At 32.5% G+C, this 15,836-nt stretch carries 14 protein-coding genes; 6 read left to right on the forward strand and 8 right to left on the reverse strand.

Annotation, left to right across the window (positions count from 1 at the left end; genetic code table 11):
* Positions 1 to 100: 100 nt before the first annotated feature.
* The 4 genes from GQR97_RS07405 to GQR97_RS07420 are packed head-to-tail and all read right to left on the reverse strand — an operon-like array spanning position 101 to position 6,797.
* Positions 101 to 3,610 carry an efflux RND transporter permease subunit gene (locus GQR97_RS07405; RefSeq protein ID WP_158846997.1) on the reverse strand — a complete coding sequence of 1,170 codons (3,510 nt, stop codon included), beginning with the start codon at positions 3,608 to 3,610 and terminating at the stop codon, positions 101 to 103.
* A gap of 16 nt (positions 3,611 to 3,626) precedes the next feature.
* Positions 3,627 to 4,805, reverse strand: a complete 1,179-nt coding sequence (locus GQR97_RS07410) for an efflux RND transporter periplasmic adaptor subunit (RefSeq protein ID WP_158846999.1) — start codon at positions 4,803 to 4,805, stop codon at positions 3,627 to 3,629.
* 56 nt (positions 4,806 to 4,861) lie between these two features.
* Positions 4,862 to 6,190 carry a TolC family protein gene (locus GQR97_RS07415; RefSeq protein WP_158847001.1) on the reverse strand — a complete coding sequence of 443 codons (1,329 nt, stop codon included), beginning with the start codon at positions 6,188 to 6,190 and terminating at the stop codon, positions 4,862 to 4,864.
* 1 nt (position 6,191) lies between these two features.
* Positions 6,192 to 6,797 (reverse strand): TetR/AcrR family transcriptional regulator, encoded by a 606-nt coding sequence (locus GQR97_RS07420; protein ID WP_158847003.1) that lies wholly within the window; start codon positions 6,795 to 6,797, stop codon positions 6,192 to 6,194.
* A gap of 125 nt (positions 6,798 to 6,922) precedes the next feature.
* Between GQR97_RS07420 and GQR97_RS07425 the strand changes: the two genes are divergently transcribed.
* The 5 genes from GQR97_RS07425 to GQR97_RS07445 all read left to right on the forward strand — a co-directional run bounded on the left by GQR97_RS07425 (position 6,923) and on the right by GQR97_RS07445 (position 10,621).
* A complete protein-coding gene (locus tag GQR97_RS07425) occupies positions 6,923 to 7,897 on the forward strand; it encodes a polyprenyl synthetase family protein (protein ID WP_158847005.1) in 975 nt (324 codons plus the stop codon).
* Positions 7,898 to 7,934: 37 nt separating this feature from the next.
* Positions 7,935 to 8,285 (forward strand): hypothetical protein, encoded by a 351-nt coding sequence (locus tag GQR97_RS07430; protein ID WP_158847007.1) that lies wholly within the window; start codon positions 7,935 to 7,937, stop codon positions 8,283 to 8,285.
* A 65-nt stretch (positions 8,286 to 8,350) separates the two neighbouring features.
* Positions 8,351 to 8,785: an RrF2 family transcriptional regulator gene (locus GQR97_RS07435; RefSeq protein ID WP_158847009.1), complete on the forward strand. Its 435-nt coding sequence runs from the start codon at positions 8,351 to 8,353 to the stop codon at positions 8,783 to 8,785.
* 48 nt (positions 8,786 to 8,833) lie between these two features.
* Positions 8,834 to 9,565, forward strand: coding sequence for an iron-sulfur cluster repair di-iron protein (ric, locus tag GQR97_RS07440; protein WP_158847011.1), 732 nt, complete (start codon positions 8,834 to 8,836; stop codon positions 9,563 to 9,565).
* 234 nt (positions 9,566 to 9,799) lie between these two features.
* On the forward strand, positions 9,800 to 10,621 hold the full coding sequence (locus GQR97_RS07445) for a universal stress protein (RefSeq protein ID WP_158847013.1): 822 nt from the start codon (positions 9,800 to 9,802) through the stop codon (positions 10,619 to 10,621).
* Positions 10,622 to 10,723: 102 nt separating this feature from the next.
* On the opposite strand, the gene GQR97_RS07450 is transcribed toward GQR97_RS07445, so the two are convergent.
* The gene (locus GQR97_RS07450; RefSeq protein WP_158847015.1) at positions 10,724 to 11,227 is read right to left on the reverse strand and encodes a c-type cytochrome; all 504 of its coding nucleotides are present in this window, start codon (positions 11,225 to 11,227) and stop codon (positions 10,724 to 10,726) included.
* A 286-nt stretch (positions 11,228 to 11,513) separates the two neighbouring features.
* Between GQR97_RS07450 and GQR97_RS07455 the strand changes: the two genes are divergently transcribed.
* Positions 11,514 to 12,701, forward strand: a complete 1,188-nt coding sequence (locus GQR97_RS07455; RefSeq protein WP_158847017.1) for a hypothetical protein — start codon at positions 11,514 to 11,516, stop codon at positions 12,699 to 12,701.
* A 30-nt stretch (positions 12,702 to 12,731) separates the two neighbouring features.
* On the opposite strand, the gene GQR97_RS07460 is transcribed toward GQR97_RS07455, so the two are convergent.
* From GQR97_RS07460 to nirK, 3 genes are read right to left on the reverse strand one after another with little or no spacing between them, the layout of a single operon-like run.
* Complete coding sequence (locus tag GQR97_RS07460) at positions 12,732 to 13,448, reverse strand: SCO family protein (protein WP_158847019.1); 717 nt, start codon at positions 13,446 to 13,448, stop codon at positions 12,732 to 12,734.
* Between the two features lie 6 nt (positions 13,449 to 13,454).
* The gene (locus tag GQR97_RS07465) at positions 13,455 to 14,228 is read right to left on the reverse strand and encodes a formylglycine-generating enzyme family protein (protein WP_158847028.1); all 774 of its coding nucleotides are present in this window, start codon (positions 14,226 to 14,228) and stop codon (positions 13,455 to 13,457) included.
* Between the two features lie 11 nt (positions 14,229 to 14,239).
* Complete coding sequence (gene nirK, locus GQR97_RS07470; RefSeq protein ID WP_158847030.1) at positions 14,240 to 15,688, reverse strand: copper-containing nitrite reductase; 1,449 nt, start codon at positions 15,686 to 15,688, stop codon at positions 14,240 to 14,242.
* Positions 15,689 to 15,836: the final 148 nt, after the last annotated feature.

Here is a 15,836-nt window from a genome sequence, read left to right on the forward strand (position 1 = left end):
CATTTACACTTCAACTAAAACAATATTAATTAAAAACCCAGACGTTTCAATTAAGAAAGTCTGGGTTTTCGCTATTAATCGAGTTAGTCACACAATTAAATTAATCTATATTTGTGCCAATTTTATCGACATTTTTATATTTAGCAGCTCTGTTTTTAAATAGCCACATTTTAAATTGTGTTACTAAATAAAACAGAATTGGTACAATAATTAGAGTTAAAAAGGTGGCTACAAAAAGCCCATATATAACCGTCCATGCTAATGGTCCCCAGAATATAACGTTATCTCCACCTACATAAACGTTAGCATCAAAATCGCTAAGAAATGTAAAGAAGTTAATATTTAAACCTGTTGCCAATGGAATTAAACCTAGTATTGTTGTTATTGCGGTTAATAAAACTGGACGTAAACGTGCTTTTCCACCTTTAACTATGGCTTCTAGAAGTTCACTGTTTTCAATGTATTGATCTTCTTCTAAATCGTGTTCAATCTTTTTTCTATCAATTAAAAGCTGTGTGTAATCTAAAAGTACCACACCGTTATTTACCACAATTCCTGCTAGAGATATAATTCCCATCATGGTCATCATAATAACAAAAGAACTTCCAGTAATTACAATACCACCAAATACCCCTATTAAACTAAGGAAGATTGCTAACATGATAATAGCTGGTTTTGAAACCGAGTTAAATTGAAATATTAGAATGAAGAAAATTAAACCTAAACCGGTGAAAAATGCACCAAGTAAAAAAGCCATTTGTTTGTTTTGTTCTTCAATTTGTCCCGTATAATCAATTTTAACTTGGTCTGGCTTTGCGGTGAATCCTCTCATTTCATTTCTAATTTTTGAAACAATAGCACCTGCATCTGTAAATCCTGGAGCTAAGGCTGAATAAAGAGTTACTACACGTTTTACATCTCGATGTTTAATGGCACTAAAGCCTGAGTTGTTTTTTTGTTTAGCAACCGTAGAAACAGGTATTTCTTTTATTTGACCAGAAGCCATATCTCTAAACGTTATTTTTTGATTAAAAATTGCGCTTGTGTTGTATCTGTTTTCTTCATTAAAGCGCACATAGATATCATAGTCATCTCCATCTTTTTTATAAATGCCCGCTTTTGCACCAAAAATAGAGTTACGAAGTTGTTGGCCAACTTGGCTTGCAGTTACGCCTAATTCTCCTGCTTTTTTTCTATCAACAACCACTTGCATGGATGGCTTAGACTTGTTAACATCAATTTTTAACTCATCAATACCTTGAATATTTTTTGAATTAATAAAATCGCGCATTTTTTCGGCGGTGTTTATCAATTCAGTATAATCTTCACCTTCTAATTCTATATTTATTGGGTATCCTGCAGGAGGTCCAACGGCATCTTTTTCAACGGAGATAGCAACACCTGGGTAAATATCTTTCAAGTCTGCTTGTACCTTTTTTAGTAACTCGTTACTATCTTGGCCGCGTCTAAACTTAAACTCACGCATCGATGCTGTAATTTTAGCACGATGTGGCATTTCGGCTGCAGAACCACCATCGGTTTGTGGGTTTCCGGCGCCTTCACCAACTTGAGATACAGCACTTTCGGTTAAGAAATTGTAGTCTCCATCTTTGTAAATAGGATCGTTAATGATTTTGTAAACACGTTGTTCTATATCTTTCGTGATGGTATTTGTTTTTTTAATATCGGTACCTTCAGGATATTCTATGTAAACAATAATTTGGTTAGGCGTATTGGCTGGAAAAAACTCTACTTTGGTACGCTGATTACTAACTGACGACCCAAAGCCCATAAACGCAATAAATAGTAAAATGACGGTGGCAATAGTTATAAAAATTGGTTTTTTACCACTTAAGGCGAAGCGTAATGATTTTTCATATGTGCGTTCCCAAATAGGTAAAAGATTATTTTGAAAACTATTGGTCCATTTTCTTAAAAACAGTCTGAATATCCAAAGTAAAATTACTGTGATAATCATAAGTGTTCCTAAACCTTTATAGCTTCCACCAAAGATGAAAATCAAAACACCTAATACACTTAGGATTATAGTTATTCTAAAAATTTGTTTTAATGGCATATCTACATCTTCAATAGTCATAAATTGAGAGACAATTACCGAGTTAAAAAATATCGCAACAAATAAAGATGATCCTAAAACAACGGATAACGTTATTGGAAAGTATATCATGAATTGCCCCATAACACCTGGCCATAAACCTAAAGGAATAAATGCTGCAACCGTTGTAGCTGTTGATATGATAATAGGAAAAGCAATTTCTCCAATACCTTTTTTAGCCGCTTCTATACGGGTCATGCCTTCATCACTCATTAGTCGGTGTACGTTTTCTACAACAACAATACCGTTATCGACCAGCATACCTAAGCCCATAATTAACCCGAAAAGGATCATGGTGTTCATGGTGTAGCCTAAAAGTTCTAATATCATTAAAGACATAAACATAGACATTGGGATTGCAAAGCCCACGAATAGCGCACTTTTAAAGCCCATAAAGAACATTAAAACGGTAACAACTAATATGATACCAAATATAATATTGTTCACTAAATCGTCTACTTGACCAATGGTTTTGGAAGATTGATCGTTTGCAATACTTACTGTTAGATCTGGAGGAAAAACGTTTGCTATAGCATCATCAACAATAATTTGAATTTGTTCTGCCGCAGCCACCATATTTTTACCAGCACGTTTTTTCACATCTAGCATAACTACGGGATGCCCAAATTCTCTGGCGTATGTTGTTCTATCTTCATCTTTAAAGGTTACCGAGGCAACATCTTTTAAGTAAATGGGATTGTAACCTTCAGATTTTACAACAAAACTCTCAAGCTCTTTCGGATCTTCAATTTCACCGAGTATACGTATGGTACGTCGTTGTCCGCTAGTAATTAAATTACCTGCAGACATGGTTAAGTTTTCGCTGTTTATGGTGTTAATAATATCTGAAAAACTCACTTGTGCAGCCATCATTTTATAGATATCTACCGCAACTTCAACTTCTTTGTCTTGAGCACCACGAATATCTACTTTTTTAATTTCTTGAAGACTTTCAATTTCATCTTGAAGATATTCTCCAAACTCTTTAAGTTTATCTGTTGGGTAATCTCCAGAGATATTAATGTTTACAATTGGTGTTTCTTCAGATATGCTTAAATCGAAAACATCTGGTTCAACTTTGGCTCCATTAAATGAAGGCCAGTCTTCACTAGCTGTTTTAGAATCTATTTCGTCTTTAATCTTAGATTTTGCAGCCTCAACGGATATGCTTTCATCAAATTCAACAATAACAATGGAGTAATCTTCTTGTGAGGTTGAGGTGATTTCAACAATATTACTTATTGTTTTAATTTGGTCTTCAATAGGGTCTGTAATAAGTTTTTCAATATCTTCGGCGGTATTCCCCGGGTAAATCGAACTTATATAAATTTTAGTTTCTTTTATCTCAGGAAAATTCTCTCTCGGCATGCTAAAATATGCTCCAGTACCTAAAAACAGTATGGTTGCAATTAAAACATACATGGTTGTTTTATTGTTAATAGCCCAAGTGGATAACCAAAACTCTTTATCTACGCTTTTCTTTTTATCAGTCATTTTTTGGTCTTTAAAATTATTTAGCGTCTTTGTTAACAAGAATTCTTACATCTTGTCCTTCTTTAACGCTACGCGCACCTTCAACAATAATTTCTTCATTGTGTTCAATACCCGATAAAATTTCAATAAAATCGCCTTGAGTTTTTCCTGTTTCTACAATAACACGTTTTGCTTTGGCTAAATTGTCTTTTTTGTCTGTAATGGTATAAATGTACTGTTGACCTTCTGCATTTTCCGATATAATACTTTGCGGAATTAAAAACGCTTTATTGTTGGTGTAATCGTTAATTTTAAGCTTTGCCGTAAGGTTTGGTTTTATTTGTCTCTCTTTATTTGAAATTGCAATTTCCACTCTAAATGTTCTGTTTGCTGGATTAATAAAGTTTCCTGCTTGGCGTATTTTTGCGTCTATTTCTTTTCCTAAAACAGGAAAGTTTACTTTAACCTCTTTTCCTTTTGTTACTTCAGAAATGTAGCGCTCAGGAACTTCAGTTTCAATATACATGTTATCTAGGTTTACAATTCTAAATAATTGTGATTGTCCAGGAGCTACAACACTACCTTGGTCTGTTATTACATCGTCTATAGTACCAGAAAACGGAGCGCGAACAATGGTTTTCCCTACTTGTTGCTGTAATTGGTTAACAGCTTCTTGTTGTGCTTCAAAATTAGATTTAGCTTGTAAATATTGAATTTCACTACCTATTTTTTGGCTCCATAAACGGTCTTGGCGTTCAAAAGTTGTTTTAGCTAAATTAGTTTGTATTTTTATTTGTGCTAATTGTTGTGTTAAGCCACCATCGTCAATTTTCGCTAACATTTGGCCTTTACTTACGTGTTGACCTTCTTTTACATAAACCCGTGATAAGATGCCTGAATACTCAGGAAAAACAATTAAATTTTGCTTTGTATCTACACTACCTTGTAACTCTAGGTAGTGAGTAAAAACAATTTCTTTAGCTGTAAAGGTTGTAATTAAAGGTATTTTAGTTTGTGGATCTAATGTTTTTATTTTTGCATCTAGTTGTTTTAATTGATCTGCAATTTCTTGAGAAGAAACATCTAATTCGGCCTTCTTTTCTCTTATTAATTCCAAATTATTAGTCTCAATAATAGCTTCAACAGATTTGTTTTTTTTGCCACCACATGATGAAAGCACTAGGGTTGTGAGTAATAGTGAATATATATATTTCATTGTATTGTTGAGTTTATTAAATTATATAGTGATTAGTATATTTTTTTGATTGCGTTTTAATCTTCTTGATTTGTAATGGTTTCCAGTGCTACTTTGTTGTTTATTACATTTAGCATGGCTTGTAAAAACTCTTGTTGTGCTGTGTAAAGTTGTGTTTGTGCTTGTCTTAAATCGAAACTAGAAGCAATACCTTCAAAAAATTTAGTTTGATTTTTTTTCTCTATACGTTCCGCAAGGTTTAAGTTTTCTTTTTTATTAGAGTATTCTTCAATAGCAAATTGATAATCACTTTTTGCCGATGCAATTTCTAGTTTTAAACGTTGTTCGGTTTCTGTTAAATCGTCTTTTGCTTTTTCAAAATTAATACGGGCGCGTTGGGTTTTAGCTTTGGTACCTCCCGAACTAAAGATTGGAACGCTTAAGTTAACACCAAACAGACCATACCCATAATATTTTGTTTTATTTTGGAATAAATCGAAATCGTCACTGTAAGCAATATAACCTCCAGATAAAAAGGTGCTAAGTGTTGGTAAGTTTTTAGCTTTTTCTAGTTTTAATAATAGCTCTTTAGATGTTTTATCATTTTTTGCTATTTTGTAATCTATGGTGTTTTCTACAGAGAAAGGATTGTTTATAAAGCTTAAATCCATGTTTTTAGCCGCAAGTGTTTCTAAGTTATCAGTAAGTACGGTTTTGCTTTCAATGTCTATACCTAGATTGATGTTTAGCATTTGGTAAGCTACTTTTTTTAGTCTAATGCTGTTGTTTAAGTTGCTGTTAATACTTGATAACGTAATTTTTAGCTGCTCTACGCTTTCTTCTTCTTCTAAACCGTTTTCATAAATTTGAGTAATTTCATCTAGATTTTTTTGAAGAGTTATTTTATTACGTTCTAAGATGGCAACACTTTCTTCTGTTAATAACACATTTCCGTATGCATTAACAACGGCTTTTCTTACCTCTAAATCGGTTTTGATTTTGGCGTGTTTTGAGATTTCTAAATAAACCTTAGCAGATTGCAGTCCAACAATATAAGAACCATCAAACAATAATTGAGATAAAGTGGCTGAAGCATCTAATGAATGTTTTAAGCCAAAAGCAAAAGCTTCATTTGTACCATCTCCATCAAAATCTGCTAGAGAAACTTGCTGTTTTAGCCAGTTTTGATAATCTACAGTAGCATTAAGTTGAGGCAACCCTGTTGCTGTGGTTTCCCATTTTTGCTTTTTTGCAGCTTCAATGTCTCTGCCTGCATTTTTGGCTGTTCTATTATTTTCTAACGCAAAATTAATAGCATCCTCTAAAGAAAAGCTTTGATTATTTTCTTGCGAAATAGCTGTTATAGAAACTAATAAACTAAAAAATATAATTAGTTTGTTTTTCATTTTATGATTGAGTTTTTGTTATAAATTTATTTAAAGTTTCAAATCCTTTTTCGGTAACAATGGCTCTTAAGTGGTATTCTAAGTAACTTTCCATTAAGTAATCCATAGAGAATAACTCCGTTGGAAAAATGGTGCCATCTTTAATGCCTGTCATTCCATTAAAATACATTCTAGAAATAAAACCGATATCTATATTGGCACGAAACAATTCTGTGTCTATTCCTTTTTGAAGACTATCACTAACGGAATCGTGCATTTTTTCAAATTGTTTTAAATGTAGAGACGCATATATTTGAGGGTAATATTTTTTAAGCTGAAATTGAGGTGATGATTTTTCACTCTCTAGATGGTTCATTACAAACATTTTTATATCGTACAATTCCTCAATTGGGTTTATCGAATTACTGCAAATGTTGTCTATCCCATTACAAATAAGATCGAAAACAGAAAACGAAACCGCTTCTACTAATTTAGTTTTATTGGCGAAATGTACATAAATGGTTTTCTTCGATATGCCCATTTCGTGAGCAATATCGTCCATTGTAACACTTTTAAACCCTAGGTTTAAAAATAGATCGGTGGCTTTTTTTACTATTTTTTCTCTCATAATTCGGGGCAAATGTACAACGGGAAACTTTAAAAACAAAAATAGTTTCCTGAGTTTTAATGATTTTTTAATATTAAATTTACTTTGAGGGTTTTTAATATGGTGAATTCCTTTATTTTTGTCCGATGCTTTCAATAGAAAAATACCAAAACGAATTTGTCTCTTATTTAGAGAAATACTCAACAGTAAAAGAACCTAAAAACCTTTACGAACCTATTCAGTATATTTTAGAGTTAGGAGGAAAAAGATTACGGCCTGTTTTAACTTTAATGGCTGCCGATATATTTGGGAGTAACTACAAAGGGGCGTTAAATGCAGCATTAAGTATAGAGGTGTTTCATAATTTTTCTTTGGTTCATGATGATATTATGGACGATGCGCCATTAAGACGTGGACATGAAACCGTGCACGAAAAATGGGATATAAATACAGGGATTCTTTCTGGGGATGCTATGCTTATTATGGCATATCAACTTTTTGAAAACTACGAAGCACCTATTTTTCTTGAACTAGCTAAGCTGTTTAGTAAAACGGCTTTAGAGGTTTGTGAAGGTCAGCAATACGATGTTGATTTTGAAACTAGAACCGATGTGAGTATTCCTGAATATTTAATTATGATTGAATATAAAACGGCTGTTTTGGTTGCTGCTGCCATGAAAATGGGAGCTATTGTTGCAAAAGCTTCAAAAGAAGATCAAGATAATATTTATAATTTTGGGCGTTATTTAGGTATCGCATTTCAATTACAAGACGATTATTTGGATGCCTTTGGAGATCCAAAAACGTTTGGAAAACAGGTTGGTGGTGATATTATTGAAAATAAAAAAACGTATTTATATTTGAAAGCGTTAGAGTTTTCTAATGATGAAGATTGTGCTACGTTAAGTCAATTGTTTGCATCGAATCCAGAAGATGTTAGCTCGAAAATAGAAATGGCAAAACAGTTTTTTGTGAATTCAGGATCGGCTGAAGCTACTAAAAAAGCGATAGAGGATTATACCTTAAAAGCCTTTGCAGTGTTGGAGTCTTTAAATATTCCGGATGATAAAAAAGCCACTCTTAAAACGTTTGGTAGTAATTTAATGAACCGTACGGTTTAAATATTTATTTTTTTCCAAGGACGTGTAAACCTCAATTATGAAATTACCAACTAATTTTGATCATTTAATTGAAGAAGCAAATGCTTTGAATTTATATGAAAAACTAATTTTACAACTAAACAAAGATTTTTTGTTGGCAAATGTAGATTTGGATTTTCATGTAGAGGTTTTACCATCTAGTTTAAAATTACTTCTACACGAAACGGTTTACAGGCTTATTCAAGAAAAATTTAACGAGTATTTAAATTTACTTTACATTATTGATGTTTCTGAAAAGGAAGTAAAGGCTTTGAATGGTGATGATATTTTAGAATTATCTGAAGCTGTTACTTTTTTAATTTTGAAACGCGAATGGCAGAAGGTTTGGTTTAAAAACAAGTATTCATAATTTAATGAAGATAATTTTGTCCTATTTAAAATATCTTCATATATTTGTAGTGTAAAATTAATATTATGTTTTCTAAAGCTTGTGAATACGGAATTAAAGCAGTTATTTTTATTGCTATAAAATCCTACGAAGATTTGCGTGTTAGTCCCAAAGAAATAGCCGAAAAAATTGATTCTCCTCAAGCGTTTACTGCAAAAATTTTACAATCTTTAGTACATCATGATATTGTAAACTCTATAAAAGGAGCGCATGGTGGTTTTGAAATACAAAAAGATAGAATTAGCCAGATTAAATTAGCCGAAATTGTAAAGGCTATTGATGGCGATAGCATTTATATGGGTTGTGGATTAGGTTTAGAAAAATGTGATGAAAACCATCCGTGTCCTGCACACGACAAATTTAAAATTGTTAGGGATGAGCTTCAAAACATGCTAGAAAACACAACTCTAGAAGAATTAGCGCTTAATATTAAATCTGGAACATCATTTTTAAGAGTCTAAAAAAAATTTAAATATAAATAGGATAAATTTATCCGAAATAAAATAATTATGGAAACATTACATACAGATACACAAAAACAAATAGGACAATTTGTTGCCGAAGATTTTAGAACTGCGGCTGTTTTTTCTAAACACAAAATAGATTTTTGCTGCAATGGAAACCGATCTATTGAAGAAGCTTGCGAAAAAAAAGGAATTGATAGTAATAGATTGCTGGAAGAGCTAGAGGCTGTATTAAATACGTCTACAGGTCAATCTATAGATTATAAATCTTGGCCTTTAGATTTGCTTGCAGAATATATTGAGAAAAAACACCACAGATATGTGGAAGAGAAGATTCCGGTATTACGTCAGTTTTTGGATAAACTTTGTAAAGTGCATGGTGAGCGTCATCCCGAGCTTTTTAAAATTAATGAATTATTTACAGCTTCGGCAGGAGAATTATCGGCTCACTTGAAAAAAGAAGAACTTGTGCTTTTTCCTTTCATAAAAAAAATGGTAAAAGCCACTTTAGATAAAAGTGCTGTTCAAGCTCCACATTTTGGAACTGTTGAAAACCCTATCGCTATGATGATGGAAGAGCATGATACCGAAGGCGGACGTTTTAGACAGATTGCTGAACTTACTGATAATTATACGCCTCCGGCAGATGCTTGTAACACTTACAAGGTAACATATGCTATGCTAGAAGAATTTGAAAAAGACTTGCATTTACACATACATTTAGAAAATAATATTTTATTTCCTGAGGCTGTAAAATTGGAGAAACAGTTTAGTTAATATTAAATATTAATTAGTATTTTAATTAAGAAATCCTGGAGCATTAATTTTAAAAATGTTCTGGGATTTTTGTTGTTAACACATATAATTATATGTGTTTCACTTTTTTTGTTGATAATCTGTTAGAGATTTAAATGCCGTCAAAACAAGCAAGTAACTGAAAATGTTTAGCTGATTTTAATCATGTTTATTTGCCTTTTTTTTGAATAACTTTAAGAATTAATCGGTAACGCTATGAAAAACATACTCTTACTTTCTGATTTTTCTACTAATTCGAAAAATGCCATACACTATGCTATGCGTTTTTTTAAAAATCAAAAATGTATATTTCATCTAATGCATGTGCATAAAACAGGTAGTTATACATCCGATGATTTAATGCATTCTCCAAAAGAAAGTATTTACGAATCCATTACGCGAGAACCTCGAGAGAAGTTAAATAGCATAAAGGAAGATTTAAAGGAAACTTATAAAAACCTTAATCATCAATTTGAAATTCATATAGATTTTGATGTATTTATAGATGCAATTAATCAGGCGGTAAAAAACAAAAAAATAGACTTTATCATTATTGGAACAAATGGTGCTACAAGTGCTAAGGAAATTTTTTTGGGTAGCAATACTATTAATGTGATTAGAAAAGTGAACTGTAAAACTTTAGTTATTCCCGAAGATTACAGATTTACGCCAATTAAAGAATTATTGTTGCCATTAGATCCTCGAGATGTTATTGATGGAAAACAGTTTACGGACTTATTAGAGTTTATGGAAACCTATCAATTAAATCTAAATGTTTTGAGAGTTAATCCTAATAAAGAAAATGCAGAAATAGAGAAACAAGATGTATCTAATCTATCCATTTTAAAATGTAAATATCAAGTTGTAAATAATGTCCCAATAGATTTTGCTGTGCTAAGTTATTTGAAAACAAACACTATAGATTTTATTTCTTTATTTGTAAAAAACAAAGGCTTTCTAGAGCATTTATTTTCAAAAGGAAATACTAAGATTAATATTTCTAAAATACCAAAACCTATGCTTGTGTTACATGGCTAATCACCGGGCTTTTAATTTCAACCAAACAAAATAATTTTTATTTAAAATTAAAATAGAGGTTTACTATTACGTAAAATGTAAGAATGCCCAAAAAAAGTGTGCTTATTTTAGAGTTCTAAAGTACTCTAAAATAGCTCTTGCATCTTCTTCTGTAAGGTGTTGGTTTGCCATTGGAGCTCCATTAAATTCTTTTAATAAATCTTTCGCTAATGGATCTTCTTTTACCATTTGCTCAGGATTTAATATCATATTCATAACCCATTCTGGAGTTCTTCGTTCTAAAACACCAGTTGGAGCAGGACCTATAAATTTTTTATCGGCTCTATGGCATGCGGTGCACATTTTTTTATATACATCGGCTCCATGTGTAGCCATTTTTTGATCTACTTCTGCAGCGAGCGTTACAGATTTGATTGGTCCAATACCTTTATTGGCTAAATCTATCTTTTTAGATGCAGGAACTTGTTCTGCTTTTTGGGTAGTGGCTTTTTCAGTTGGTGCTGTTTTTTGGTATGAGAAGCCTTCTTTCTTCTTTTCGTCTTTGCTTCCACAACTTATTAGTAGTGTTACAAATAATACAGCCATTAATTTTAGTGCTCGTTTCATGTTCTACGAATTTTACTACTCAAAATTAAAGACTATTCTAGGTTTAAAACATGATAAAAATCATAGTTAATATGCGGATATTTTATTTCTTGTTGTGATCTTTATAATTTTGATGATGGTTTAAGGGAGAATGAGTCTATAGTTAGTTTTTTAGAAGATTAATTTTTTAAAATAAATACTAAATTTTTATAAAAAGCACCAATGTCTATACTTGTATTACTCGCTTAATTATATTTGTAGATAATTAAATAGGTTTGCTATATTTAGTATTCCATAAAACCTGATAATGCCTAAAAAATTAGTAGTAGTCTGTTTATTTAATTTTCTAATTGCAGCCTTAATGGGTTTGGCTTTGCGCTATTCATTTTTAGATTCGGTAGGGTTAAATTATAGGTTTTTAACGCATGCACATTCTCATGTAGCTATGTTGGGTTGGGTGTATTTAATGCTTTACGTATGCATTGTGCATTATTTTGTACCCGAAAACAAACCAGTTTTCACGAAGTTATTTTGGTTTACGGAATTTGCCGTTATCGGGATGGTATTAAGTTTTCCCTTTCAAGGCTATGCGGTTGTTTCTATATCCTTTTCAACCTTGCATATTTTTTGTAGTTATTATTTTGTTTACCTCGTTTGGAAACATCATAAAACAGAATCTATAGTTACTAGTAGGTTATTAAAAACAGCGCTCGTTTTTATGGTTGTGTCTACAGCAGGAGTTTGGTGTTTAGGACCTGCGGTGTCTATGTTGGGGCAAGCTTCTGCATTTTACCAAATAGCAATTCAATTCTTTTTACACTTTCAGTTTAATGGATGGTTTTTAATTGCCGTTTTTGCAGTGTTTTTTCATCTATTTAAAGTTGAAAACACAAAAGTATTCAGGCTTTTTTACTGGGTGTTAATAGCATCGACCATTTTTACTTTTGCACTTCCTGTTCAATGGTTTGCTCCACATGGCTTATTGCCTTGGATTAATGGGTTTGGAGTTGTTTTGCAGCTTGTGGCACTTGTTTTGTTTATAAAACTTATTAAGTTTAAAGCTTACCAGAAACTCAATAAAGATAAAAGTATTGTGATTAACTTATACCGTTTTGCTGTTCTTTGCTTTGTTTTAAAAACTGTTTTCCAAGCATCTTCTATTTTTCCGGAATTTTCAAACGTGGTTTACACACATCGTAATTTTGTTATTGGTTTTATTCATTTGTTAATGCTTGGTGTAATTTCTGGATTTCTGTTTTCTTTTATTCTGAAAAATAATTTATTAACCTACTCCAAAATAGCTTATGTTGGACTATATAGCTTTTTAAGCGGATTTATTTTAACTGAAATTATGTTGCTTATTCAAGGTTATAAGTTTTTTGTTGGAAGCGGGATGTTGCCAAATTATTACCTGTTACTTTTTTTATGTAGTATTTTATTACCTTTCGGTATTGCTTTAATCCTGTTTAATTTAATAAAGAATAAGGTTGCTTAAAATCAATTTCAGGTAAAAATTGAGTCCTTGTTATTTAACCGTTTTTAAAATGGTTTCAATAGTTTCTTTATTGTCAACACCTAAACCTTCTTGTTGGTGTATTAATTCGCCTGCTGGATTAAATACACTTATAATATTGGAGTGAGAAAAATCTATAGGAGAAATTTCTTTGTATTTCATAGATAGTACATTCGCAAATTCACGAACGCCACTTTCTGTTCCTTGAAGAAACATCCACTGTTCGCCGTCCATAACATTTTCTATGGCAAAAGATTTTAAACGTTTTGGTGTGTCGGTTAATGGGTCTATACTTATTAAAACAAATTGAATATCTTTTATTTTTTCATCAGGAATTTGTGCTTCAATATTTCGCATATCGGCAACTAGTCTAGGGCAAGCTGCTTTACATGAGGTGTAAATCATTACCATAACTAAAGTTTTTCCTTTTAATTCTTTCAATTCAATCGTTTTGTTTTCTTCAGTTTGCCAAAGTGAGGTTAAATTGAATATCGATGTATCGGAAATTTCATTATCACTTAAAAGTTTTTCTGGTGTTGCATTAATGGATATTAAATCCATTTTACAAACAGTACAATTTCCTGGAGCGTTATAAGTTTTGTTGCCTTCGCATTTCATTGGGCATTGAAAAACTTGTGATGTTTCAGTGTTTTTCTTTTTATCAGAATTACAGTTTTGTAACAGCAAACCTGAAACAAATAATATAAGGATGTATTTTAAAGGTTTCATATAAGTTTATTTTTTTATAGGTTTTACGCAACGAAATCCTAAGTTTTTCATTGAGTATTTAGCTTTTAAACTTCCGCGTATAGCGTAACGCATAAATGCAGCATAGTTCATTAAGTCGGTTGCATTTAAAGAGGCGCTTCCACAGAATAAATTGGAATCTTTGTCTCCGTCTTTTCGCGATTCACCAGAAATTAAAACGGAATTAAAATCTAATGTCCATTCCCAAACTAAGCCATGTAGGTCGTAAATGCCCCATACGTTTTTAGGGCGTAATCCAATGGTGTTTTCATTGGAGTGTGGCGCTTCATACCAAGCTAGTATTTTTTTATTGAAGGATGGTTTAACGCGAGCATCCTTTGTGGTTTCGTCTGCCATGGCTGCGTATTCCCATTCATCTATGGTGGGTAATCGTTTGTCTTGGCATTCACAATAGGCTTTGGCGGCGTACCATGAAATATAAGTTGCCGGGCTATTTAGGTTTTCAGATGGTTTTAATTCTAAATCCGATTTCCAATTCGCTAAATAACTTTTATCTGAAAATAATTTTAGAATTTTAGATTTTTGCCATTTTGGATGTTCTTTTATAAAATTAAGATATTCTGCGTTGGTAACAGGGTAAACGTCCATTTCGAAATCTTTAACTTCTACAACAGTTGAATCTCTACCATATAAAGGAAGGTATCTACTGCCTTCAATATAAACCATACCTTTAGATTGGCTAAAAGCACATGTTTGGGTAACCAACAAAACAAACAATAATCTAAAGGCTAGGTTTTTCATAATATTACTTATTAGTTACTGTTTTTTACTTTTTCTACCATGGCTTTTGTAATTACTTTTTTAGAGTTGCCCCAGCTGTTATATACGTAGGTTAACACATTTGCAATTTCATCTGAAGATAACATTTGGCGTGTCATTACGCTGTTATATTTTTCACCATTAACTGTAAGTTCTCCTGTTTTACCATGAAGTACAATACCGATAGCGCGATCTACATCGGCGTTTAAATAATCGGATTTTGCTAAAGGAGGAAACGCATTTGGAATACCTTGACCTTCTGCTTGGTGACAAGCAAAGCAGGTTTGCATATAGGCTTGTTTGCCAAATTCCATTTGTTCGTCGAAAGATTTTGCTGGAACTTCAGAAGCTACAATTTCATCTGTTGTTGGCATGTTTTGAATTCCAGGGCCTTCTGGTAAATAAATATCATCACGTATTTCTCCAGAGTAAATCTTCTTGTTGAGTTCGCCTTCAACTTTAAGCATCCCTAAGGCTCCTTTGTTGAATGCTCTAAAAATAGAGTGATCAACAATAATAAAAGTTCCAGGTACTTCTACTTTAAGTTCTACCATGGCGGCTCCACCGGCTGGAATTAAGGTAGTTTGTACATTTTTGTTTATTTGTTCGCCTCCTTCAATATGTACTCTGTCGAATATTTCACCAATAACATGAAAAGAAGATACTAATCCTGGACCACCATTTCCAACAAAAAGTCTTACCGTTTCGCCCACTTTGGCTGTTAATGCATTGTCGCCTGTTAGTGCGCCTACTTTTCCGTTAAAAACAACATAATCGGCTGTTTCATTTACTGCTTTTTGCATGTCAAAAGGTTGTAAACCACGTTCACCGTTGGCACCTTTGGTGTAAAAATCACCTTGCATAATGTAATATTCTTTATCTACGGGAGGTAAACCACCTTCTGGCTCTACTAGAATTAAACCATACATACCATTCGCAATATGCATTCCAACAGGAGCAGTAGCACAGTGGTAAACATATAAGCCAGGGTTTAACGTTTTAAAACTGAATGTTTTTTCGTGTCCAGGAGCAACAAAAGAAGATTCTGCTCCTCCACCAGGTCCCGTTACTGCATGCATATCTATATTGTGGGGTAGTTTGTTGTCTGGGTGGTTTTGTAAGTGAAATTCCACTTCATCACCAACTCTAGTTCTTATAAAACTACCAGGGACAGTTCCTCCAAATGTCCAGTACATGTATTTTACACCATCTGTCATTTCTCCTTCTTTTTCAAGAATCTCCATTTTTACGATAAGTTTTTTTGCTTTACGTCGCCCGATAGGAGTTGGTACATTTGGTGGAGATGTTAATTCTGCCATCATTTCTCTGCTTACAGGAATGTCTGCAGTGCTTTGGTATTCCTTTTCTTTAGAATCAAAGCAAGATGTTAATAATAAGGTGCTTAAAAATGTTAAGCTGCATAATAAGTGTGATTGTCTCATTAGTTTGTAGTGATTTTAATTAGTTTTCATTAATTAAGACAATTTTATCCTAATTAAGATTTCAAAAATAATGCTAACCGTAATTATAAAATATGACAAAAATCAGTTTTATAATTAAACGACTGTTTTCTAGTGTTATGTGTGCTGT

It is taken from the genome of Algibacter sp. L1A34 (assembly GCF_009796805.1).
Classification (GTDB): domain Bacteria; phylum Bacteroidota; class Bacteroidia; order Flavobacteriales; family Flavobacteriaceae; genus Algibacter.

Excerpts from the sequence above, each read along its gene's own strand:
- GQR97_RS07405 (WP_158846997.1), bottom strand. The coding sequence starts at position 3,610 with ATGACTGATAAAAAGAAAAGCGTAGATAAAGAGTTTTGGTTATCCACT.
- GQR97_RS07410 (WP_158846999.1), bottom strand. The coding sequence starts at position 4,805 with ATGAAATATATATATTCACTATTACTCACAACCCTAGTGCTTTCATCA.
- GQR97_RS07415 (WP_158847001.1), bottom strand. The coding sequence starts at position 6,190 with ATGAAAAACAAACTAATTATATTTTTTAGTTTATTAGTTTCTATAACA.
- GQR97_RS07420 (WP_158847003.1), bottom strand. The coding sequence starts at position 6,797 with ATGAGAGAAAAAATAGTAAAAAAAGCCACCGATCTATTTTTAAACCTA.
- GQR97_RS07425 (WP_158847005.1), top strand. The coding sequence starts at position 6,923 with ATGCTTTCAATAGAAAAATACCAAAACGAATTTGTCTCTTATTTAGAG.
- GQR97_RS07430 (WP_158847007.1), top strand. The coding sequence starts at position 7,935 with ATGAAATTACCAACTAATTTTGATCATTTAATTGAAGAAGCAAATGCT.
- GQR97_RS07435 (WP_158847009.1), top strand. The coding sequence starts at position 8,351 with ATGTTTTCTAAAGCTTGTGAATACGGAATTAAAGCAGTTATTTTTATT.
- ric (WP_158847011.1), top strand. The coding sequence starts at position 8,834 with ATGGAAACATTACATACAGATACACAAAAACAAATAGGACAATTTGTT.
- GQR97_RS07445 (WP_158847013.1), top strand. The coding sequence starts at position 9,800 with ATGAAAAACATACTCTTACTTTCTGATTTTTCTACTAATTCGAAAAAT.
- GQR97_RS07450 (WP_158847015.1), bottom strand. The coding sequence starts at position 11,227 with ATGAAACGAGCACTAAAATTAATGGCTGTATTATTTGTAACACTACTA.
- GQR97_RS07455 (WP_158847017.1), top strand. The coding sequence starts at position 11,514 with ATGCCTAAAAAATTAGTAGTAGTCTGTTTATTTAATTTTCTAATTGCA.
- GQR97_RS07460 (WP_158847019.1), bottom strand. The coding sequence starts at position 13,448 with ATGAAACCTTTAAAATACATCCTTATATTATTTGTTTCAGGTTTGCTG.
- GQR97_RS07465 (WP_158847028.1), bottom strand. The coding sequence starts at position 14,228 with ATGAAAAACCTAGCCTTTAGATTATTGTTTGTTTTGTTGGTTACCCAA.
- nirK (WP_158847030.1), bottom strand. The coding sequence starts at position 15,688 with ATGAGACAATCACACTTATTATGCAGCTTAACATTTTTAAGCACCTTA.